The organism is Microtetraspora malaysiensis, from assembly GCF_050947145.1.
Taxonomy (GTDB): domain Bacteria; phylum Actinomycetota; class Actinomycetes; order Streptosporangiales; family Streptosporangiaceae; genus Microtetraspora_A; species Microtetraspora_A malaysiensis.
Map to the genome: position 1 here is coordinate 498,082 of NZ_CP191998.1, position 19,010 is coordinate 517,091.

Here is a 19,010-nt window from a genome sequence, read left to right on the forward strand (position 1 = left end):
AAATCCGCTAGACCTCGTGCGGCGCGAACTGGTGGACTCTCACCATGACGACTCACGTTGAGAAGGCCCAGCTGTTCCGTTCCCTGCACGTCGCGGGCAGTCCGCTGCTGCTCGCCAACGCCTGGGACGCCGCCAGCGCACGCATTGTCGAAGCCGCCGGGGCTACCGCGATCGCCACCACCAGCGCGGGGGTGGCCTGGAGCCTCGGCGCCTCAGATGGCGACCGGTTGGACCGCCGCCGCGCCCTCGACCTCGTCGCACGCGTCGCGGCGGCCGTGGACGTCCCCGTGACCGCCGACATCGAGGCCGGGTACGCCGACGACGCCGACGGCGTCGCGGATACCGTACGAGCCGTGCTTGAGGCCGGGGCCGTGGGGGTCAACCTGGAGGACGCCCACCACGGCGGGCCGACGCCGCTGCGGCCGGTCGAGGAGCAGGCGGCCCGGATCGGCGCCGCTCGCCGGGCCGCGGACGAGAGCGGGGTTCCGTTGTTCATCAACGCGCGCGTCGACACGTACCTCCTTTCGGTGGGCGACCCCGACACCCGATTTGACGAGACGCTGGCCCGTGCCGCGGCCTACGTCGAGGCCGGCGCCGACGGCGTCTTCATCCCCGGCCTCACCGACCTCCCGACGATCGCGGCCTTCGTCGAGAAGGCGGCCGTACCGGTGAACGTGCTCGCCGGGCCGGGCGCACCCGACGTGGCGGCGCTGGCGGAGCGGGGCGTCGCGCGGATCAGCCTGGGCAGCTCCGTCGCCCAGGCGGCCTACGCCGTCGCCAGGAGGGCGGCCCTTGAACTGCTCGGCAGCGGCACCTACACCACGCTGACCGACGCCCTCGACTACGGCGAGATCAACGGACTGCTGGCGAACAGCTGACCGTCCGTATCGCATGCGCGGGGGGATGGGTAGAAGCGGCTCTCGTTAGGACGGTCTCCGCGCAGAAGTGCGACCCCGCGTCGTGCGTTCCGGAAGTCGGTGGTCACTGGCATCGGCACGGACGGCGCGGATCATGAGGGGCAGCGCGACCAGCAAAGCGACTCCTCTCAGTACGCCGGCGATGAGGTAGGGCGCGCGCAATCCGAACGCGTGCGCCACCAGTCCGCCGATCAGTGCTCCCAGCGGGATCAGCCCCCAGCCGAGCATCCTGTAGGCGCTGTTCACCCGGCCGAGTATCTCGCCCGGCACCATCTGCTGCCGGAGGCCGGTGGTCACGATGTTCCAGAGTGTGATGAGGAAGCCATTGGTGGCCAGTAGGGCGCCCAGCACGATCGCGTTCGGGCTCAGCCCGATCCCGACGAAGACGACGACGTTCGTGGCGAGGGCGATGAGCAGTGAGGGGAACGCGCCGATGCCAGTGATGACGCGCGCACTGATCAGGCCGCCGAGCAAGCTGCCCATCGCAGCTCCGGCCAGCAGCAGGCCATAGCTTCGCGTGCCGAGGTGCAGTACCTGGGTGGCCAGCAGGACGAGCGTCGCGTTACCGAGGTTGCCGCAGAAGGTGTTGACACCGAGGAGGATCGCGAGGGTGCGCAGCAGTCGGTGCCGGGTCAGCCATCGCAGGCCGGCCGCGATCGACGTGCGCATCGGCGGAGGCGCGATTCGCCGAGGTCTACGCCTGGGGAGCGTCGCCAGCAGGGCGGCAGACAGAGCGAACGAGCCGGCGTCCAGCCCGAACGGCAACGCCACGGCGACCGCGAAGAGCAGGCTGCCGATCGTTGGCCCGACGAACTCCAGCCCGACGGTGGTGATCGTCTGCTGATGGCCGTTGGCTTTGTGGAGCAGGGGATTCGCGACAATGTCCGGCAAGATCGCCTGTGCCGCGTTGGCGGAGACGACCGTACACGCCCCCAGCCCGAAGGCCGTCACCGCGAGCAGCGGTATGCCGATGTAGCCCAACGCGGCAAGGACGGCGATGGCACCGACGATGATCGCCTGGAGCACCTGCGAGCGACGCATGAGGCTGACTCGGTCCGACCGGTCAACGAGCGCGCCGGCGGGGAGGGAGAGCAGCAGCCAAGGCAGGTACGTCGCCGCGGACACAACCGAAAGGAGCCGAGGGTCACTCGTGATCGTGGCGGCCAGCAGCGGAATCGCCGCAGCGAACGCCCCGTCACCGACGGCGTTGACGCCTGTCGCCCACCACAGGCGCCAGTAGGCCGTGGACAACCGTGGTTCAGCTGCGACCTGTTTCACGTCCGGCTTCATGCCGGGATCATCTGAGCCCCGGCACCGTCACGACATCATTTAGGTCACCCCTACATAATCGACCAATGGTTCTGAGGGTCGATCTCGGCGTGAGCGAGCTGGCGGCGACGCGGTTCGCGATCTCACCGCTGTCCGAGACGGTGTCCGGCCTGCAGCAGTTGAGCGGCCTCGATCGGAACCCACTCAACCTGCGGTGGCTGCGGTGGGCGACGGACGAGCTCGCCAGGCGGCCGATCGACCTCTCGCGTACCTTGCCACTGATCGTGAACGACCGGCCGAGCTGGCCGGAGTTCCTCGTCCCGGCTCCGCTCGATGCAGGGTCATCGATCGACGACGACCTGACCGCGCTGCGGAAGACGACCGCCCATCAGGTACGCGCCAGCCTCCAACGCGTATTCGATGCGGAACTTCCCGACGCCGCCGCCACGCTCGCCGCGCAGCCGAGGGAAGGCCTGCATGTGATCGCCGCCGAACTGCGGCACGCATACGACCGGCTCATCGCGCCGTACTGGTCACGGATCCGCGCCGTCCTCGACACGGACGTCATCTACCGTGCCAAACAGTTGGCCGCCGGTGGCGCGGTGAAGCTGTTCGCCGACCTTCATCCGGATCTTCGCTGGTGTGATGGTCGGTTGGTGCTGGAGGAGAAGCGCTGGCGGACTGAGCGCGTCGTGAATCGCGGCCCAGGCGGGCTGGTACTCATGCCGGTCGTCCTCGGCCCACCCCACGTAATGATCAAAAAGAGCACGTCCACGCAGACCACGGTGCGGTATCCGGCGCGCGGCATCGGCGCGTTGTGGACGGCCGGGACGCAGCCGCCCGCGGGCAGTACGGTCCGGTTGCTCGGTCGGGTGCGGGCCGAATTACTCGAGGCACTGCGCTCGCCCGCGACGACGACGGACCTGGCTCGTGCGCTCGGTGTCACGCCGAGTGCGGTGTCGCAGCACCTCGGTGTGCTCCGCGACAGCGGGCTTGTCGCGCGCGAGCGATGCGGACGCAACGTCCTGTATATGACGACTGCTCTCGGAGCGTCCGTGTGCGGAACACCTATTCACCGGTCGCCGTAGGACTTTCCGGGGCGTACGGCATGATGGGGATCGTGGGTAGATCCTTGATCGTCTATGACGGGGACTGCGGTTTCTGCACCACCGCGGCGAACTTCATCGAGCGGCGCATGAACGTTCCCGCCGATGCTCAGCCTTGGCAGTTCACCGACCTCGCGGCGCTCGGCACCACCCGGGAACGGGCGGAGTATGAGCTGCTTTGGGTGGACACCCGGGGCCGCATATACGGCGGGGCCCAGGCGGTGGCCAAGATCCTCATCGCGGCGGGACTGCCGTGGTCACCCCTGGGGCTGCTCCTGCGCGTCCCGCCCTTCCGGTGGCTGGCCCACGGGGTGTACCGGCTCATCGCCGACAACCGGCATCGGCTCCCCGGCGGCACCCCGATGTGCGTCCTGCCCGCCGACCAGCGCCGGAGCGGCTGACCCCGCCGCGTCCGCGGCGCCGTTTCGGACGAGACGCTCTGTCGGCAGGAAGGCGAACAGCAGGCAGAGCACGTGCGGCCAGAACATGATCGAGATCATGGCGAAGACCATCAGGTGGAACGCGGTCAGCACGCCGACGGCGGCGTACCGCCACCGGCCGCGCAGGAAGAGGACCACGGGCGAGACCAGCTCCATGAGCATGATCCCCCACTGGGCCCAGTGGAGCATCCAGGGATAGTCGAGCAGCAACCGGCCGACCCCGGTGCCCCGGCGCATCACGGCGCGGACCAGCGTCGCGCTGTTGACCCACTCGACGCCCCCGAAACGGAGCTTCGCGAACGCCGACAGGAAGTACGTCGCCACAACCGCGAGCTGCACGCATCGGAGTGCCCACGCGGCCGATTCGGCCGCGCCGGAGCTCCGCCACCGGGCCCCCGCCACCGTCGGCAGGACCGCCAGCGCCACCACGTACGCGATGCGGTCGTGGTCGACCTTCCCGAACGAGAAACTGATGAGCAGCTGCTCGAAGTAGAGCAGGAAGATCGCGGTTCCGAGGACGCGCTGCCACCGGCCGGACGGCGCGAGCGCCGCGGCGGCCAGGGCCAGCGGGATCAGCGTCCAGGTGACGGCGACGATCAACCAGGGAGTCGGCCGGGGCAGATGGAGAAGCTCGGCGACGATCAGCGGCTTGTACAGGGCGGTCGCCGAGGCGTGCTGGGACCCGAGCGGGCGGAGCACCAGCAGATCGAGCGGGATGAACAGGTACGCGGCGATCCGGAAGACCGCCACCCGCGCGAGGGGAACCGGCCCGAAGAACCAGCGGTTCAGCGCAGCCATTGGGCCACCACCTTCTCTTCGGTGCCGACGAACCTACGGTCACGCAGCTTCAGATAGCGCATCACGAGGCGGGCTCCCGTCCAGCGCGGCTCCGCGGGGCGCAGCCGGTCGTGAGCCTCGACAAGCTTGCCCACGAGCGCGGGATCGGCCTGGAAGCGCGGGATCTGGCCTTCCACTTCGGCCCGGTTCACCCCCACGACGGGCGCGTCGAGCGGCGCCTCCCGCCATGAGCCGTCCGGCATCCGGGCCTGCAGCGTCATCACATGGATGTTCCCGTTGGGCGGGGTGCTGGTGGAGTACATCCGGAACGGCCCGAAGGGGAAGGCGTCGTCGTCCCCCCAGAAGGTCCCGACGCAGAGCAGCGCGACACAGACCCCGGCGACTACCAGCCGCAACCCCCTGGCTCGGGCGGAAAGGGAGGCCCGCCCGGCGACGGGCGGGTCGGCGGGCTCGGCGGAGGGGGGCATGGCGGGCCGTTCGCCTCGCGTGATCATGAGTGGTGAGTTTACCCAGCCGGTTCTTGACCGCGCCGAGCCTTTCCCGTTCCGGCCAAACGTGCGAAATCCCGTAAGTGCTCGCCGAAGAAGCCCGGGTGGAAAATCTTTAGAGACGTATTTCCGATCGCTGCGAAGTCGGTGCTCGCTTGTCATTCCGCGCGTTCAGCGACCAGAGGGTCCAGGCCAGCCAGCCGACCGGGATCTCGATCAGGTGGGCGAAGAACCAGAACAGCAGCACGGCGGCCGCGGCCACCGCGGGTGCCACGCCGAAGCCGAGCAGTGCCAGCGCGGTCGCCGACTCGCTGATCCCCGAGCCTCCGGGCGTGATGACGGCGGTGGTCAACACTCGGTTGATCGCGAAGGCGGCGACCGCTTCGGGGATGGGGATCCTGCCGCCGGTCACCTGCAGGCAGCCGATGAACAGGACGCATTGCAGCGCCATGTAGCCGATCATGCCGAGCGTGAGCTGTGGCCACTTGGTACGGGTGATCTCGATGGTGGAGCTGCGCAGGTCGAGGAGGACGTCCCGCAGGCTGGACTTGGATTTGATCGGCAGCCGTCTGACGACCCGATCCAGCCCTCTGCCCAGCAGGTCGGCCGCGCCTTCCCGGTAGAGGGCGGCCGACATGGCGGCCACGACACCGAGGAGCAGCGCGCCGCCGGTGCCGGCGGCCACGGCCAGCCGGCTGTCCGGCACCCGCCCCGTGCCGACCAGGCACAGGAGCCCCACGGCGGGGAGAAGGAACCGTGTGAGCATGTTCCACACGCCCGTCACCACGGTCGAGACCACGACCGGCCGCCGCCCGAAGCCCCATCTGGCCGTCATCGTGAACGTCATGGCCACGCCCACGGCTCCGCCGAAGGGCAGTACGTTGCTGACACCGCTGCCGACACAGTTGATCAGAATCGCCCGGCGCCTGCTCAACCCGGGCAGGGAGCCGCTGAGCACAACCGAGTAGGCGCACAGCCCGGCCACCCACAGCCCCGTGAGCACGGCCATCGCGCCCCAGCCGATCTGCGAGAAGCGGTCGTAGAGCTCCTCCCACGTGACTCCGGCGATGCGCGGCAGGAAGACGATGAGCGTCGCCGCCAAAGCCAAAGAGATCAGCGACATCGCAACCCTGCGGAGAGACGGGCGGCTCGCCGTCACCTCCGCCGACGCGGTCTCCCAGGCCACTTCTTCCGCCCCCGTCCTTCGGTTCCGCCGGGTCGGCGAACGTCGCACTCACCGAAGAATAGTCGCAAACTTGCGCATTCGAGCAATAAATTCCGACGCGCTGGGGGGCTGCCCAGCGTCCACGCCGAAGGGGAACCGGGCGGGACCGCGGCGGGCGATTGGCGGCGACGCCACCGTTCAGCTGGGAAACATCCCGGTGAGGTTGACGAACGTGCCCGTGATCCCGGCCGACCGGTCCGACGCCAGGAACGCGGCCATGGCCGCTACTTCCACCAGCCGCGGCGAACGGCGCAGCATTCTCATCTCGTCCAGGCGGTCGAGGACGGCCTGAAAGGACGCGGCATCCGCGCGCATCGTGCTGTTGACCGCGGCGAGCCGTTCCGGTGACAGCGTTTCCGGGATCCCGGCCGCCCAAAGACCCAGAGCCCGCACACCATGAGGGCCGACCTCTACCGCAAGGTTGCGGATGAAGGTGTCGGTCGCCGCGTCGGCGGGGCCGGTGCCGCCCATCATGGGGCTTCCGTAGGCGGATCCGCTGTCCAGCGCGAGGATCACTCCGGATCCCCGCTCGATCATGTGGCGGGCGGCCGTTCGCGCCGTGATGAAGTTCGCGGTTATCCCGGTCGTGATGGCGCGGGTGAAGTCACTCGTCTTCATGTCGACCAGCGGAACCCCTTGGACGTCTCCGCGCGAGATGAGGTTGAACGATACGTCGATGCTTCCTGCCTCGGACACCATCGCACGGGCGTGCTCGTCGACCGACTGCTCGTCAAGGGCGTCGACCACGGCCGCCTGGGCCCACCCGCCGGAGGCGGTGATCTCCGCGGCCAGCCTGTCGAGAGGCTCGCGGGTGCGCCCGGTCAGGAAGACCTTGGCCCCCTCCAGCGCGAAGGCCAGGGCGACGGCGCCCCCGACCTTGCCACCGGCGCCGTAGATGACGATGTTCTTGTTCTCCAGCAACATCCTTGTTTCTCCTGCTGTCGAGTCCCTGTGGGTGGAAAGAGGCGATGGCGGTCCCGCCCGCCCGAAGTCGTGAGCGGGCAGGACCTCCCATCCGGGGCCGCTCAGCGGGACTTGAGCCGGTAACGCAGGTGCGTCACGCCGCGCCCTTCGACGGTCACCGGGTCCTCCAGTTCGATGACGTCGTCGAGGTTGTCGAAGAAGCGGATGCCTGCACCGAGGAACACGGGCACCAGGTCCACGTGAACCTCGTCCAGCAGGCCCGCGTTGAGACACTGCTGGGTGATGTCGGCGCTGGCGACCGCGACGATCTTTTCGCCGGCGACGGCCTTCGCCTTCTCGACGGCGCTCTCGACGCCGTCCGTGACGAAGATGATGGACGTGTCGTCCTGCGGCCAGCCGTCCGGCACCGTGTGAGTGACGACGAAGACCGGGGCGCCCATCGGGTGCTTGCCGCCCCAGCCCTTCGCGTCGTCGAAGGTTCGGCGGCCGGAGACCAGCGCGCCGACCTTGGTGGTCGCGTCGCGCAACAGAGCCGCGCTCGCCTCGGACATCTGGAAGGTGTACTCCGGGACGGCCGTCGGGACGGCGACGTCGCCGTTGAAGTACCAGCCGAACAGCCGGTCCGCCCCACTGGAGGGGTGGGCGACGAAGCCGTCCAGCGACATCGACATGTTCGCGATTACCGTGGCCATGGTGTCTCTCCGTTCTTACCTGCCGCGGGTCACGGGTGCTCGCCGCGGGCGATTGTCGAACGTTGAGACGCATCCGGTCCGGAGAACTCATCGGTCCGATGTCGCGCCGGCCGCTGTGGCGTACCTCAAAGCTTCAGCGGCAGGCCGAACGCGGGGAGCAGGTGAGGTTCGAACGTGGTGATTTCCACGATCTTCCCGTCGGCGATCCGGATCACGTCGAGGTTCTGCGCGCGGTAGACCGTGGTGCCCGGCCGCTGCACGTAGCCGGCCATGGCCGGCTGCCCGTTGGCTCGGGTCGGCAGGTGCCGCCAGCGTCCGAGGTACTGAGGCGAGCCGGAATCGAACGCCGGCGCGACGAAGGACAGGATCGCGTCACGGCCCACGAACCACAGCGGGTTCGGCGGCATCGTCAGCCGCGCGTCCTCGCTGAGCAGCTCCGCCATCACGCTGATGTCGGCCTGTTCGGCGGCCGCCATGTAGCGGTGCACGATCGCGCGTTCCTCCCGGCTGAGCGTCTCCGAGGCCGCCCAATCCGTACGGCGTTCGGGGAGACGCTTGCGCATCGTCGGCCGGGCCCGTTGCAGCGCGCTGTTCACCGCCGGGACGGAGAGCTCCAGCAGTTCCGCCGTCTCGGTGGCCGGCCAGCCGAGCACGTCCCGCAGGATCAGTACCGCACGCTGGCGGGGCGGCAGATGCTGGATCGCGGTCAGGAACACCAGCTCGATCGTCTCCTTGGACACCACCGCCGCGTCCGGCCCGATCTCATCCGAGACCACCCCGTCCAGGAGCCGGTCGGGGTACGGCTGCAGCCAGGTGACACGCGCGGGAGGCTCCCCGCTGCCATGCTCCATCCCCGGCAGCGCCTCGTAGTGCCGCGGCCGGCGCGTGTGCCGCCGCAGAAAGTCGAGGCAGGCGTTGGTGGCGATCCGATACAGCCACGCGCGCACGGTGGAACGCCCCTCGAAGCCGCCGCGTTTGCGCCAGGCCCGCAGGAACGTCTCCTGCACGAGGTCCTCGGCGTCGTCGTAGGAGCCGACCATCCGGTAGCAGTGCACCTGCAGCTCCGGCCGGTACGGCTCGACCACGTGGGCGAACATCGAATCGTTTCCCGAACGAACGGCGGAGAGAGCCGCGGCGGCCTGCTCCTCGTCCGGCCGGATGCGCGGTCCGGATTCGGTCGCCGATTTCGTCACCGATTCCGGCGTGACGATTTCAACGGCCGTCCGCGGCCTTCGCTCGACCACGGCGATCCGGGCGGCGTCACGTGCGCTCCGGGCGATGCGGCGCAACCTGCCGATCGAGGACGACAGTGTCGTCAGCTCGGAGTAGAACACCTCCGGCGGTTGCGGAACCAGCAGCTGGACCCGCCGCTGGACCTCGGCGATCAGCTCCCGCACCGCCTGCTCTCCCGGTGCGGCCTGCCGCGACCGGTGCGCCTTCTGCCGGCACGCGGCCGAGCAGTACACCAACGATCGACCCGGTTTGCCGGTCCGGCCCGGCAACGACTTGCCGCAGCTACGGCACACGTCCTCAGACATTCTCCGCACCCCATTACGTCACGCTGGTCGGCGTTACGATCAACCCTCGCCTCCGGCAAGCACTGGATCGCCGGTAATACGTTACGGGCTTTCGCCGAGACGTTTCAGGCCCGCCGCGCCTCATGACCGCGTTCGGGTTTGACGGACGTGCGAAGCGTCGCGGCACCCCATGTCGGCCCGTTCGGCCGGCCTGAACCGGTGGGGATCTTCTCCGAGCTCGCCGGCCGCTGACGGCCATGCCGGCATCGCGCGGTGACGTACTCCTTATGGCAAGAAAGCGCATCGCGGAGATGGGCGGAAATCCGGCTCTGGTCATAGAGCGCAAAGCGGCGACCATTGGACTGATGGAAAGCCATGATTAAACGTCGGTTTCCAATATGCGTCGGTCGTCGAGCAGCCCGGGTGGCCCTGGCCAGCGCTGATAGCCTTTCCCTGTGGCGTCGCTCCCGATTTTCCGCGTCGCCCGGGGACGTGCGGCGGCCATCGGCTCCAGGCCCTTGATAATCAACCCCGCTGGAAATGCGCTCCCAAACTTCGTCCACCCGATGGGCGGGCGAGGCGCATTCTGGTGACCCACTCACCGAACAGCCTGGTAAGTGCAGCCCCCGGGACTTCACCCATCCGACCACGGGAGCGCTATGAGAATGTCACGAAAGGAAGCAGGAGCCGGTATCGCGCGAGCAGCGACATGGAACGTCCTGCTGGCGGCCTGCCTGCTGCTGACGCTCCTGGCCTGCACCGCCCGTGAACCCGCCGAGCGGGAACATCGTGCCCGGAGCCGTAACGCCCTGGTCGACGGGCAGGTCGGGCCCATGCGACTGATCCACGTCCACATCCTCGCCCCACCGATGGACCAGCAGAAAGCCGGCGACAACCTGGGCCTGTACCTGACCCTGGTCAACAACAGCGACCGGCCCCAGACCCTTGACGGCGTCAGCACCGTACACGCCGACGAGGTCGTCTACCGCTCAGGCCCGGCCGCCGCCCCAAAGCCCATCCATGTGACGATCCCTCCGCATGGGACCCTCTCGCTCCAGGAGGGCCATGATCGCCCGCACCTGGAGCTGATCCGCATCCACCGGCCGCTTGGCGCGACCCCGATCGACGTCACCTTCCGCTTTCCCACCGCGGGCACTCTCACCCTGCGCATTCCGGTACTGCCGTTGTCACATGGAGCCGGATCACCCACGCCCAGCTGAGCCGTCGCCCCGCGGATGCTGAGGCACTGCTCCTCGACCCGGCGCGAGGCGCTCCCTCAGCCGCTCGTGGGCGCTCGCAGGGTACGCAGTTCGCCGAGCAGGTCGCCGATCAGCGCCGACCCTGCCAGTTCCCGGGTGGTCACGTAGCCCACCCGGCGCAGCGGGGCGCCGTCACCGAGCTCAGTTGTGGCGACCTTGGGCGGCGCGCCCACCGTCGACAGCCGTGGCACGATCGCCGCGCCGAGCCCGTGGCCGACCATCGACATGACGACGCCGTCGTCCTCGACCGTGATGTCGCCAGGCGGAATCCACTCTTGCCCGGCCAGCCAGCGCCGGGTCTCGCCTGAGCAGTTCTCATGCCAGTCGATCATGGGCAGCGAGCGCGGATCCGGATGCCCCGCCGGATAGGCCAGGACGTACGGCTCGGCGTACAGCTCCCTGCTGACCAGCCCGTCAACATACACCGGCAGCGAGACGACGCCCACGTCGGCCCGTCCGTCGGCCACCTCGCCGGCGATGCCTCTGCCCAAGTCAGGCACGATGCGCACATCGACGGTGACCTGAGGGTGGCGCCGCCCGAACCGCACCAGCACTCTCGGCAGCAGGTGGAAGGCGGCGCTGCGGAAGGCGGCCAGCCGGATGGTCCCGGTGGCCCCGCCGGAGGCGGCGGTGCGCGTGTCGGTCTTCATGACCTCCATGAGCCGCAGGACGCGCCGGGCATGGCCGACCGCGACCTCCCCCGCCGCGGTGGCGTGGGCGCCGCCGCGTCCTCGGTGGAACAGCACGGCCCCCATCTTCCGTTCGGCGGCGCGCAGGGCGTGCGAGACCGCCGACTGGGTGAGCCCCAGCCGAGCCCCTGCCGCCGACACGCTGCCCGCACCGTCCACGGCGACGAGCACGCGCAGTTCGGCCGCGGTCAGATCGTTCACGGCGGCGACAACGTATGAAGGACCTTCATACATTCCGCGCAATGCAGAAACGCCACCCGCTCGCCGGCCTTCGGCGCCGGTCCTAGCGTGGCGTGCATGAGAGTGATGCATGCCGAACGGCTTGGCGGTCCCGAGGTGCTGACCCTGGCCGAAGTGCCCGACCCGGTGCCGGGCCCCGGCGAGACCCTGGTGGATGTCGAGGCCGCCGGGCTCAATTTCGCCGACCTCAAGCGGCTCGACGGTTCGTACCTGCCGCCCAAGCTCCCGTTCGTGCCGGGCAGCGAGGTGGTGGGCCGCACCGCGGACGGTCGCCGGGTGCTCGCCTTCGCGGGCCGCGCCTTCGCGACGAAAGCGCTGGCGAAGGAGATGGTGGAGATCCCGGAGGAGCTGCCCGCCGGCGCCGCGCTGGCGCTGCTGGTCCAAGGCATGACCGCGTGGCATCTCCTGCGTACGGCGGCGCGGATCGCATCCGGTGAGACCGTCGTGGTCAACGCCGCGGCCGGTGGGGTGGGCCACCTGGCGGTGCAGCTGGCGAAGGAGTTCGGAGCCGGGCGGGTGATCGGTACGGCGTCCACCGAAGAGAAGCGTGAGGTGGTGCTGGGCCTCGGTGCGGATGCGGCGGTCGACGGCGCCGCGGACGGTTACGCCGAGCGGGTGATCGAGGCCAACGGGGGCTCTCAGGTGGATATCGTCCTGGACGCCGTGGGCGGGGCGGTGTTCGACGCCGCGCCCTACGCGCTCGCTCCGTTCGGCCGCCTGATCGCTTACGGGACCTCGGGCGGCGTCGATCCGAAGCCGGTCGATCCCGGCCTGTTCAGCGAGCGCAACATCGCGATCGGCGGCTACTGGCTCGGCGCCCACCTGAACCTGCCCGGGAGCGCCGCCGACGCACCGCTGGCGGAACTGATCGAGCTCGCCGCCGCCGGTCGGCTGCGTCCGCTGACCGGCGGAGAGTACGAGCTCGCGCAGGCCGGTCTTGCCCTGGCGGACCTGGCGGCCCGACGTACGGTCGGGAAGGTCATCCTGCGCAATCGTTGAGCGTGGGGCGCGGCCACCAGGCACCTCGGTCCATGGGATGCGTTGGCCTCCGGTCGCCTGCGGTGTGCCGCGCCAGCAGGCGGTTCACCGGATATCGGCTCTTGCGCTTGGCGGTGATGTTCGCCGCGATGAGCAGCCCGGCAGGGATGATCGCGGAAATGAAACCGCTCATTCCGATCAGTCCTACGCCCAGCGCGCCCCAGGCGAGGATCGCCCAGCCGAAATACCCGGGAACGTGTTGTCCCTGCCGTCCCACCCGCGCCAGGAGTATCCCTAGCAGCGCCAGCACCACGACGAATCCACCGGGAAGCGCCCAGAACAGTGCCAACGACTCATCGTCCGCGGCACCGTTGCGGAGGTCCCCGGCGAGCCAGCTGGACCAGGGTACGAAGGGGGCGAACACGGCGGTGTGCGCCAGGGCGATGAAGATCAGGCTCCGGCCGGCCCAGATGGTGAGCCGGCTCGGGGGCGTGGCCACTGCAGATGGGGAGACCGTGGATGTGATGTCCATGGTCGCCAGCCTTTCTCGGCGGCGGTTCGGCGTGCTCCCCCGTAAGGGGGATGCCGCTCCCTCCCTCCGGGGAATGCCGTACAGGTGCGGTGCCCTACGGTCGCGTGGGGAAGGAAAGCGGCCCCGTTTTGGTCAGGCGGGCCAGCACCGTCATCTCGGCTTGGTGGCCCACAGTATGACGTTCGTACCGAAGAACTTCTTGCGCCACCCGATGTTCTTGAAACCGAGTCCACTCAGAATTCTGGCGATATGTTGCGGTGATTTGAAGGCGAGCGTGCTGGATTCAAGATAGCTGTAGGACGACCGGTCGCGGGCCACAACCTGTCCCAGCAGCGGAACAAATACGCGAACTCCCCAATCCACGACCGGCTTCACCGGGCCGCTCGGGGGGCACGTTTCGAGGATCACAATCCGGCCGCCGGGCTTAAGAACTCGGTATTGCTCGCGGAGCACTCCGTCCAGGTCTTCGACGTTCCTGAGAAGATAGCCCTCGGTGATCCCGTCGAAAGACTCGTTCTCGAACGGCAGGCTGGCCGCGTCCGCGTGCCGCCATCGAACCGCGTCGGCCCCGGGCTTGGCCTTTGCGCGATTCAGCATCTCTTCCGAGAAGTCGACGCCCGTCACGGTGGCGGCAGGGTACCTCCGTGCCGCCTCCAAGGCGATCACACCTGTCCCGGTGGCCAAGTCCATGAGCTGTCCGCCCGCCGCCGGTGCGACACGTGCGGCCACCTCGCGGCACCATCGTTCATGGCGGCCGAGCGTCATGACGAAATTCATCCGATCGTAGTACCCGGCGATCTTTTCGAAGATCCCGTGTACTTCGGAGCCTTTGCCGCGAGGCGTGCGGTTATTTGTCACCTCTAAGACCTCCTCTATCAGGAATGCTCACCGTCGACTCGGTCCGGGCGAGGTGGCGACTCGCTCTGGAGTCGATTCCGGCCACGTCCGGACCGGCCATGACTGCAACAATAAAGAGCCCGATCAGCGCTGAGCCCACCGGCGGTCGCAATCCGAAGAGCAGAAGGCCGGGAAATACAACGGGCATATACATGTCCCGTTTGCCGACCCGACTGCACTAGACCGGCGTTCCGGCCCGGCTTGCGGAGGTCATTTTACCGCCGTACTTTCCGCCGCCACCGGCGGGTGCGAATTACGCCAGGTCCATCTCCTGCTCTCGGGCCGCTTCCGTCCGGTCTTCGTGCCGCGCTGCCAAGATGATGAGTGCCCCGGAGATCGCCCCGGCGAAGAACGGGGACGGCACAAGAAGGACGCCGCCCAGCACACACCATGCCGCGAGGCCCCAGCCGATTCCGGCGGGCACCGCCACCCCGCGGCCGGCGAGGTGCCATGTCAGGCAACCCAGGAGAATCAACGGCACGGCGAAGCTTCCCGGCGCGGCCCAGAAGGCGAACTTGTTTTGAAGGGACTCCACCGTCTGCACGGCGCCCTCCGTGGGCAGGAGCGGGACGGCCGCCCACATCCCCCGGTCAACCCAGCCGGTGATGTCCTTCCAGGCGATTAGCGCCACCAAGGACAGGTGCCCCGCTCCCAGCACGAGCATGATCCCGCTCGCCCAGCGGAGCATCCGCTTTCTGGCGTTCACAGTGACGTCCCTTCGTCGTGCTCGGCCTCCACGTGGTCGTGGTCGCGGACGAGCCAGGCTCGCTCCCATCGCCGGGTCAGGGCCGGGTAGACGATGAGGTACCGGAAAGGCGCGATGGCGGCCAGGTAGAGCCGGCCGAACAGCCCGTTGGGCTTGACGAGGACGGCCATCCGCAGCTCGTAGTCGCCGTTCGCGCCTTGAACCCAGCCGAGATGCATCAGGGTGTGCACGGTCGTGTTCGCCAGCTCGCGAACGGACTCCGTGTCGAGCTCGTAGACCGCTTTGAGGGGCATGGCCTTGCTGTCCGGTCCGCGGGGAGCGTCCCGGACGTCGCCGGGTAGGCGGTCGCGGAGCGAGGTGACCCGCGCGCCGATGCCCGCTGACGGCCTGTCCCACCCGAGGAGGGCGCCGATCTTCCACCGGAGGGCGAACAGGAACCGCGCCGGCCAGGGTTGCTGCGCGAGCCCGTCGGCGGCTCGCATCGCCGCGAGCATCGCGGGGAAGTCGTCAGGCCCGGCTCCGGGTGTGCGGAACGACCACACATCCTCGATCGCGAAGTCACTCGTGAATTCGTGGACGCGCCACGGGCGGGAGGTGTGCGCGGTCTTCGGCAGTCTCACGCGAGCGCCTTCTCGGCCATCATGGCCATCAGCGTCATCTGGTCCAGATGAGGTGTGGTGGCGGGGTCGAGTTCGCGGTAGCGCCGGTGCAGGTTGACCACGATCCGTTCGGCGTCCAGCCAGGTGCCGTACTCATCCAGATCCACCGTCCTGATCGCCTCGGGGAAGGACAGGCCGCGGGCGTGGGCGGCGTCCGCCTGCTCGACCACGTGGGTGAGGTAGCCGCGCACCGCGCGGATCCCGTCGGGGTCGGTGATCGGGCCGTGGCCGGGGACGATCGTGTGGGCGCCGGTGGCGATCATCGCGTCGCAGGCGGCGATCCAGTTGGCGATCGGGCCGCTCCACACGATCGGGGTGCAGCCGATGAACAGCAGATCGCCCGCGAAGAGCACACCCGCGTCCGGCACATGCACGACCGTGTCGGCGCTGGTGTGGGCGGGGCCGAGGTTCATCAGGCGCACCTCGCGTCCGCCGACGTCCAGGGTGAGCTCCCTGTCGTAGGTCAGGCTGGGCAGCCGCAGGCGGATGCCGCTGAAATCGAAGGCGTCGAAGCGTTCGCGGAAGTAGGAGGTCGCCAGGCCGATGTCCATGACCTGGGTGGCGGTCAGCATCTCAGGAGGCATCTCATGCCGCATCTCCGCGCAGGTGGCCTCCGCAGAGATGATCGTGACGTGCTCGCCCAGCAGCTGGTTGCCGTGCGTGTGGTCGCCGTTGGAGTGGGTGATCGCGGCGTGGGTGAGCGGGTGCCGATCGGTGATCTCGCGCATGGCGTCGAGCATCTCGGCGGTCAGTGGCAGGTCGAACAGGGTGTCCACCAGGAGGGAGGCGCCCTCGCCCGTGACGAGTCCGGCGTTGCTCAAGCCGTACCCGCCGTCGGGCAGCAGCCAGGCCCACACGCCCGAGCCGATCTCGTGCAGGCCGCGCGTGTAGGGCAGCTTCGACGGGGCGCTGTTGACGCGCGGGCGTGGCGGCCGCCGGTCGGGGTTGTGCCGGGGCGTCAGCGGGTACGGCGCGGCGGACGCGCGGACGGTCTGGCGGGTGCGGCCCAGCCCCTCGACCGTCAGTTCGACGACGTCGCCGTCCCGCAACCAGCCGGGGAACGCGGACGGATCGGCGAGGGACAGGTGCTCGATGAGGCAGCAGCCGGGCACCGTGCCCGAGCCGAACACGTCGCCGGGCATCAGGTCCACGCCCCGCGAGGCGTAGGAGATGACCTCGCCGAAGCTCCAGTCCATGGTTTTGGTAGAGCCTGAGCCGATGATTTCGCCGTTGACGGCGGCCTCGACCCGCAGGGCGAGCCTGCCGTCGCGGCGGTGGGGCTCCAGCTCGTCCGGGGTGACCAGGAACGGGCCGAACGTGGTCGCGCCGTCCTTGCCCTTGGCCTGGCCGATCGCCAGCGGCGTCTCGCGCAGCTGCAGGTCCCGCGCCGACCAGTCGTTGTAGATGGTGTAGCCGATGATGCGTTCCTCGGCCTGTTCCGGCGTGAGGTCCCGGCCGCCCGGGCCGATGACCGCGGCGATCTCCAGTTCGAAGTCGAACCAGGCGCTGCCCGGCGAGATCGTCACATCGTCGTACGGGCCGGCGATCGTCGAGGGGCAGGCGAAGTAGAAGGCCGGGATCCGGTACCAGGCGTCCTTGAGCGTGCGCGGCTGACCGGCGGCCTGCTGGCAGTTGCGCATGTGATCCAGGAAGCACAGGCAGTCGCGGATCGAGGGCGGACGCGGGATCGGCGGGCGCAGCCTGGCCTCGGCCAGCGGGACCGTCCGCGCCGACGACGCCAACGCCGCCTCTCCCGTCGTACGCAGCTCTTCCGCGCCACGGCCGATGAGATCGAGCAAGCTGACGCCCGGCGCGACGGGATGGATCCGGTCCTCTCCGATCACTCCGACGCGGTCGCCGGTGTTCGTCGCGTAGGTCACCCAACGCATGGAGAACCTCCTCAACTGTTCTATGTTGGGCGACATAGGCTATATCAATCAGCATTTGCTCTGTTATTGGGCACACCTGGTTTGATGGGTCGCATGGCCACGCGACGTATCCAGAGGACCGAGGAGAGCCGCCGACTGCTGGTGACAGCCGCCGCCGAGCTCTTCGCCGAGAAGGGATACCGGCAGACGAGCTTCATCGACATCGCCGACAAGGCCGGCATCAGCCGTGGCTCCATCCCGTGGCACTTCGGCAACAAACTGGGCCTGCTGGAAGCGGTGATCGACGACCAGATCCAGGTCGTGCTGACCATGTCCGCCTCGCCTGCGGAGGAACGCTCCAGCGATCCGCTGGACCAGGTCATGGGCTTCATCCGCCTACCGGTCACGCGCTTGTTCATCACCCTGCTCGCCGAGGCGGTGGAGGGTGACTCGCCGATCCGCGAGCACTACGCGCGGCTCCATGCGGCGCTCCGGGAGGCGGTGCAGGCCCGGATATCGGAGGAGGCGTTGCCTGCGGGCACCGTCCCGGAGGCCTTCGCGGTAGTGCTGGTGGGTGCACTCATCGGTGTCCACGCCCAATGGCGGGTCGCCCCCGAGGCGGTGGACCTGGACGCCGTCCACGCCACGCTCCGTGTCCTGCTGCCGGAGGGCCTCAAGTAGGCCGGACGCCGTTGCCGGCTCTCCGGCTCGCGGCACCCCGGGCCGGAATCTTGGCCGGGTCGGTCACTCTCCATCCCGTACCGGCCCCAGGGAACGCCGCGCTGGAACGTCGCCGCAGGTACCCGGGCGACGTCGGCGCGACAACGCGCGCGCCAAATCGGACAAACTTCCACTTTGTTGGAGCCTGGGTTATCGCCAGGATATTTCGGACGATTTGCCTGACGTATCACCACCCCCTCCGTGCCGGTGACCATTATTAATTACTCTCGGTAAATCGCCGCATAGGAGATATACCGGACACTCATTGACACTTGGGTACATCTAGTCTGGCATTTCGCCGCATCCGGGTCCGCTACGCTATCCACCGTTCGTACCGCCCCAGCGGAAACATCGCGTGCTGGACCGCGCATATGTCCGGGAGCCCCGCGATTTGTCGACCGTACTCGCGGTTCCGAAGCGATGTTTGCGGATGTGGCATACGTCATTCCGCTCTCGAATTATTCGTATCGGTCCACCGAATGGTCCTACCTCCTATGAAAGGTTTTGCTATGCGCATGACAGACGTTCTCCGCTCGTCCGTGCTGGGCCTTGCGGCGATGACGCTCGCCCTCGGCCTCTCCGCCTGTGGCGGAGACGGCGGTGGGGGCGGCATCGACAAGGCCGCACTCGTCGCGAAGATCAAGGCGAGTGACCCGGATCTCAAGGACGTCCCTGAGAAGACGCTGGCCTGCCTCGCGGATGCGGTGATCAAGTACGGTGACCAGGGCAGTGTCCAGGGCTACCTCGACGGCTCCGTCGCGTCGGTGGACGACATCAAGGGCCTTGGCGAGGAGAACAAGGAGGCCGAGGCGGCCGGCGCGAAGTGCGTCGAATAGCCTGGCCCGCCGGTCGGATGACGGCGGAGTGCGCCGCCCTACCCGGCAAAAGAGGGGCGTAGGCGGCGCTGCCTTTGTCGGTTTGGTTTCTCGCTCGCAGAGCGTGATGAGAAGTTACGGGAATCATGGGGCCGGGCCGGTCGAACCACCGCTGAGCGCGTGAAATCCCGCCCCGATTGCGGCGGTCATCTCCGTGGCGGAAATATGAGGACTCCCGGCGGGTGCGGGAAAAACATTCGGCCGGACCGTT

The 19,010-nt window shown here is 68.6% G+C and carries 19 protein-coding genes and 1 pseudogene; 7 read left to right on the top strand and 13 right to left on the bottom strand.

Annotation, left to right across the window (positions count from 1 at the left end):
- Positions 1-44 precede the first annotated feature (44 nt).
- Positions 45-878: an isocitrate lyase/PEP mutase family protein gene (locus ACQP1V_RS02465; RefSeq protein WP_433418425.1), complete on the top strand. Its 834-nt coding sequence runs from the start codon at positions 45-47 to the stop codon at positions 876-878.
- Between the two features lie 45 nt (positions 879-923).
- Here the strand turns inward: ACQP1V_RS02465 and ACQP1V_RS02470 are convergent, their stop codons facing one another.
- The gene (locus tag ACQP1V_RS02470; RefSeq protein WP_433418427.1) at positions 924-2,207 is read right to left on the bottom strand and encodes an MFS transporter; all 1,284 of its coding nucleotides are present in this window, start codon (positions 2,205-2,207) and stop codon (positions 924-926) included.
- Positions 2,208-2,272: 65 nt separating this feature from the next.
- Between ACQP1V_RS02470 and ACQP1V_RS02475 the strand changes: the two genes are divergently transcribed.
- A complete protein-coding gene (locus ACQP1V_RS02475) occupies positions 2,273-3,274 on the top strand; it encodes an ArsR/SmtB family transcription factor (protein WP_387415636.1) in 1,002 nt (333 codons plus the stop codon).
- Between the two features lie 23 nt (positions 3,275-3,297).
- Positions 3,298-3,693 (top strand): thiol-disulfide oxidoreductase DCC family protein, encoded by a 396-nt coding sequence (locus ACQP1V_RS02480; protein ID WP_387415820.1) that lies wholly within the window; start codon positions 3,298-3,300, stop codon positions 3,691-3,693.
- A 69-nt stretch (positions 3,694-3,762) separates the two neighbouring features.
- Here ACQP1V_RS02480 and ACQP1V_RS02485 read toward each other — a convergent pair.
- The 6 genes and pseudogenes from ACQP1V_RS02485 to ACQP1V_RS02510 all read right to left on the bottom strand — a co-directional run.
- Positions 3,763-4,530 (bottom strand): annotated as a pseudogene (locus ACQP1V_RS02485) (HTTM domain-containing protein); the annotation flags it as partial.
- Positions 4,518-5,024, bottom strand: a complete 507-nt coding sequence (locus ACQP1V_RS02490; protein ID WP_433418429.1) for a hypothetical protein — start codon at positions 5,022-5,024, stop codon at positions 4,518-4,520. The pseudogene ACQP1V_RS02485 and the gene ACQP1V_RS02490, both read right to left, overlap by 13 nt.
- 109 nt (positions 5,025-5,133) lie before the next feature.
- Positions 5,134-6,204 carry a lysylphosphatidylglycerol synthase transmembrane domain-containing protein gene (locus ACQP1V_RS02495; protein ID WP_433418431.1) on the bottom strand — a complete coding sequence of 357 codons (1,071 nt, stop codon included), beginning with the start codon at positions 6,202-6,204 and terminating at the stop codon, positions 5,134-5,136.
- Positions 6,205-6,381: 177 nt separating this feature from the next.
- Positions 6,382-7,167 carry an SDR family NAD(P)-dependent oxidoreductase gene (locus tag ACQP1V_RS02500; protein WP_433418433.1) on the bottom strand — a complete coding sequence of 262 codons (786 nt, stop codon included), beginning with the start codon at positions 7,165-7,167 and terminating at the stop codon, positions 6,382-6,384.
- 101 nt (positions 7,168-7,268) lie between these two features.
- Positions 7,269-7,859 (bottom strand): dihydrofolate reductase family protein, encoded by a 591-nt coding sequence (locus ACQP1V_RS02505; RefSeq protein ID WP_067136162.1) that lies wholly within the window; start codon positions 7,857-7,859, stop codon positions 7,269-7,271.
- Positions 7,860-7,984: 125 nt separating this feature from the next.
- Positions 7,985-9,397 (bottom strand): sigma-70 family RNA polymerase sigma factor, encoded by a 1,413-nt coding sequence (locus tag ACQP1V_RS02510; RefSeq protein WP_433418435.1) that lies wholly within the window; start codon positions 9,395-9,397, stop codon positions 7,985-7,987.
- 638 nt (positions 9,398-10,035) lie between these two features.
- On the opposite strand from ACQP1V_RS02510, the gene ACQP1V_RS02515 reads away from it, so the two are divergent.
- On the top strand, positions 10,036-10,596 hold the full coding sequence (locus tag ACQP1V_RS02515; RefSeq protein ID WP_433418437.1) for a copper chaperone PCu(A)C: 561 nt from the start codon (positions 10,036-10,038) through the stop codon (positions 10,594-10,596).
- A 56-nt stretch (positions 10,597-10,652) separates the two neighbouring features.
- On the opposite strand, the gene ACQP1V_RS02520 is transcribed toward ACQP1V_RS02515, so the two are convergent.
- Positions 10,653-11,525 (bottom strand): LysR family transcriptional regulator, encoded by an 873-nt coding sequence (locus ACQP1V_RS02520; protein ID WP_433418439.1) that lies wholly within the window; start codon positions 11,523-11,525, stop codon positions 10,653-10,655.
- 96 nt (positions 11,526-11,621) lie between these two features.
- On the opposite strand from ACQP1V_RS02520, the gene ACQP1V_RS02525 reads away from it, so the two are divergent.
- Positions 11,622-12,563, top strand: coding sequence for a quinone oxidoreductase family protein (locus tag ACQP1V_RS02525; RefSeq protein WP_433418441.1), 942 nt, complete (start codon positions 11,622-11,624; stop codon positions 12,561-12,563).
- On the opposite strand, the gene ACQP1V_RS02530 is transcribed toward ACQP1V_RS02525, so the two are convergent.
- The 5 genes from ACQP1V_RS02530 to ACQP1V_RS02550 form a co-directional block, all read right to left on the bottom strand.
- Positions 12,544-13,074, bottom strand: coding sequence for a DUF6463 family protein (locus ACQP1V_RS02530; RefSeq protein WP_433418442.1), 531 nt, complete (start codon positions 13,072-13,074; stop codon positions 12,544-12,546). The two genes, ACQP1V_RS02525 and ACQP1V_RS02530, sit on opposite strands and share 20 nt — an antisense overlap.
- A gap of 150 nt (positions 13,075-13,224) precedes the next feature.
- Positions 13,225-13,932 carry a ubiquinone/menaquinone biosynthesis methyltransferase gene (locus tag ACQP1V_RS02535; RefSeq protein WP_433418444.1) on the bottom strand — a complete coding sequence of 236 codons (708 nt, stop codon included), beginning with the start codon at positions 13,930-13,932 and terminating at the stop codon, positions 13,225-13,227.
- Positions 13,933-14,224: 292 nt separating this feature from the next.
- Positions 14,225-14,677, bottom strand: a complete 453-nt coding sequence (locus tag ACQP1V_RS02540) for a DUF6463 family protein (protein ID WP_433418446.1) — start codon at positions 14,675-14,677, stop codon at positions 14,225-14,227.
- On the bottom strand, positions 14,674-15,297 hold the full coding sequence (locus ACQP1V_RS02545; RefSeq protein ID WP_433418448.1) for a DUF2867 domain-containing protein: 624 nt from the start codon (positions 15,295-15,297) through the stop codon (positions 14,674-14,676). Before ACQP1V_RS02545 ends, ACQP1V_RS02540 begins: the two co-directional genes overlap by 4 nt.
- Positions 15,294-17,225 carry a fumarylacetoacetate hydrolase family protein gene (locus ACQP1V_RS02550; protein WP_433418450.1) on the bottom strand — a complete coding sequence of 644 codons (1,932 nt, stop codon included), beginning with the start codon at positions 17,223-17,225 and terminating at the stop codon, positions 15,294-15,296. Before ACQP1V_RS02550 ends, ACQP1V_RS02545 begins: the two co-directional genes overlap by 4 nt.
- Before the next feature lie 93 nt (positions 17,226-17,318).
- On the opposite strand from ACQP1V_RS02550, the gene ACQP1V_RS02555 reads away from it, so the two are divergent.
- Both ACQP1V_RS02555 and ACQP1V_RS02560 read left to right on the top strand, forming a co-directional pair.
- The gene (locus ACQP1V_RS02555; protein ID WP_433221248.1) at positions 17,319-17,885 is read left to right on the top strand and encodes a TetR family transcriptional regulator; all 567 of its coding nucleotides are present in this window, start codon (positions 17,319-17,321) and stop codon (positions 17,883-17,885) included.
- A gap of 554 nt (positions 17,886-18,439) precedes the next feature.
- Positions 18,440-18,760, top strand: a complete 321-nt coding sequence (locus ACQP1V_RS02560) for a hypothetical protein (protein WP_433418452.1) — start codon at positions 18,440-18,442, stop codon at positions 18,758-18,760.
- The last annotated feature ends 250 nt before the right edge of the window (positions 18,761-19,010 follow it).

Bases quoted from the DNA above. Each gene is read 5' to 3' on its own strand.
- ACQP1V_RS02560 (WP_433418452.1), top strand. From the start codon at position 18,440: ATGACAGACGTTCTCCGCTCGTCCGTGCTGGGCCTTGCGGCGATGACG.
- ACQP1V_RS02510 (WP_433418435.1), bottom strand. From the start codon at position 9,397: ATGTCTGAGGACGTGTGCCGTAGCTGCGGCAAGTCGTTGCCGGGCCGG.
- ACQP1V_RS02490 (WP_433418429.1), bottom strand. From the start codon at position 5,024: ATGATCACGCGAGGCGAACGGCCCGCCATGCCCCCCTCCGCCGAGCCC.
- ACQP1V_RS02530 (WP_433418442.1), bottom strand. From the start codon at position 13,074: ATGGACATCACATCCACGGTCTCCCCATCTGCAGTGGCCACGCCCCCG.
- ACQP1V_RS02475 (WP_387415636.1), top strand. From the start codon at position 2,273: ATGGTTCTGAGGGTCGATCTCGGCGTGAGCGAGCTGGCGGCGACGCGG.
- ACQP1V_RS02550 (WP_433418450.1), bottom strand. From the start codon at position 17,225: ATGCGTTGGGTGACCTACGCGACGAACACCGGCGACCGCGTCGGAGTG.
- ACQP1V_RS02480 (WP_387415820.1), top strand. From the start codon at position 3,298: ATGGGGATCGTGGGTAGATCCTTGATCGTCTATGACGGGGACTGCGGT.
- ACQP1V_RS02505 (WP_067136162.1), bottom strand. From the start codon at position 7,859: ATGGCCACGGTAATCGCGAACATGTCGATGTCGCTGGACGGCTTCGTC.
- ACQP1V_RS02470 (WP_433418427.1), bottom strand. From the start codon at position 2,207: ATGAAGCCGGACGTGAAACAGGTCGCAGCTGAACCACGGTTGTCCACG.
- ACQP1V_RS02525 (WP_433418441.1), top strand. From the start codon at position 11,622: ATGAGAGTGATGCATGCCGAACGGCTTGGCGGTCCCGAGGTGCTGACC.
- ACQP1V_RS02555 (WP_433221248.1), top strand. From the start codon at position 17,319: ATGGCCACGCGACGTATCCAGAGGACCGAGGAGAGCCGCCGACTGCTG.
- ACQP1V_RS02500 (WP_433418433.1), bottom strand. From the start codon at position 7,167: ATGTTGCTGGAGAACAAGAACATCGTCATCTACGGCGCCGGTGGCAAG.
- ACQP1V_RS02515 (WP_433418437.1), top strand. From the start codon at position 10,036: ATGAGAATGTCACGAAAGGAAGCAGGAGCCGGTATCGCGCGAGCAGCG.
- ACQP1V_RS02465 (WP_433418425.1), top strand. From the start codon at position 45: ATGACGACTCACGTTGAGAAGGCCCAGCTGTTCCGTTCCCTGCACGTC.